General features: G+C 64.1%; 1 protein-coding gene. It reads left to right on the top strand.

Features of this window, described 5'->3' with window-relative positions; translation table 11 throughout:
• A partial coding sequence (locus tag ACFQV6_RS44180; protein WP_378033727.1) for a cbb3-type cytochrome c oxidase subunit I occupies window positions 1–1,384 on the top strand: 1,384 nt, incomplete at both ends.

Here is a 1,384-nt window from a genome sequence, read left to right as displayed (position 1 = left end):
TGTCGCCGGAGCAGTTCAACCAGCTGTTCACCATGCACGGCACGATCATGCTGTTGTTCTTCGCGACGCCGATCGTGTTCGCGTTCGGCAACTTCGTGGTGCCGATCCAGATCGGTGCGCCGGATGTGGCGTTCCCGCGGCTGAACTCCTTCGCCTACTGGCTGTACCTGTTCGGCGGCCTGATCACCATCGGCGGGTTCCTGACGCCGGGTGGTGCGGCTGACTTCGGCTGGTTCGCCTACACGCCGCTGAGTGATTCGCTGCACTCGCCCGGCGTCGGCGGAAACATGTGGGTGGTCGGTCTGGCCATCTCCGGTCTGGGCACGATCCTCGGCTCGGTCAACCTGATCACCACGATCCTGACCCTGCGCGCTCCGGGCATGACCATGTTCCGGATGCCGATCATGACGTGGAACATGCTGGTCACCGCCCTGCTCGCGGTGATGGTCTTCCCGTTTTTGGCGGCGGCGCTGTTCGCCCTCGCGGCGGACCGGGTGCTGGGTGCGCACGTCTTCGACGTGGAGACCGGCGGGCCGATGCTGTGGCAGCACCTGTTCTGGTTCTTCGGCCATCCCGAGGTGTACATCATCGCGCTGCCGTTCTTCGGCATCATCACCGAGGTCATCCCGGTCTTCTCCCGCAAGCCGGTGTTCGGCTACAAGGGCCTGGTCGCCGCGACCCTGCTGATCGGTGCCCTGTCGATGAGCGTGTGGGCGCACCACATGTTCGTCACCGGCCAGGTGCTGCTGCCGTTCTTCAGCTTCCTGAGCTTTTTGATCGCGGTACCGACGGGGATGAAGTTCTTCGTCTGGATCGGCACCATGTGGCGCGGGCAGATCAGCTTCGAGTCACCGATGCTGTTCGCGCTCGGGTTCATGGTGACGTTCCTGTTCGGTGGCCTGTCCGGCGTACTGCTGGCCTCCCCGCCGATCGACTTCCACGTCTCCGACTCGTACTTCGTGATCGCCCACTTCCACTACGTGCTGTTCGGCACGATCGTGTTCGCGGTGTTCGCCGGCATCTACTTCTGGTTCCCGAAGATGTTCGGCCGGATGCTCGACGAACGCCTCGCCAAGATTCACTTCTGGCTGACGTTCCTCGGCTTCCACGCCACCTTCCTGGTCCAGCACTGGCTCGGCACCAAGGGCATGCCCCGCCGCTACGCCGACTACCTGCCCACCGACGGCTACACCTTCCTCAACACGTTCTCGACGGTCGGCTCGTTCGTCCTCGGCCTGTCGACGCTGCCGTTCCTCTACAACGTGTGGAAGTCCTACAAGGTCGGCAAGGTCACCACCCTCAACGACCCGTGGGGCCACGGCAACTCGCTCGAGTGGGCCACGTCCAGCCCGCCCCCGCTCCGCAACTTCGACCGCATGCCCCG

This window comes from Actinoplanes sp. GCM10030250, assembly GCF_042666575.1.
Taxonomy (GTDB): Bacteria; Actinomycetota; Actinomycetes; order Mycobacteriales; family Micromonosporaceae; genus Actinoplanes.
This window is presented reverse-complemented; position numbering and strand designations above follow the sequence as displayed.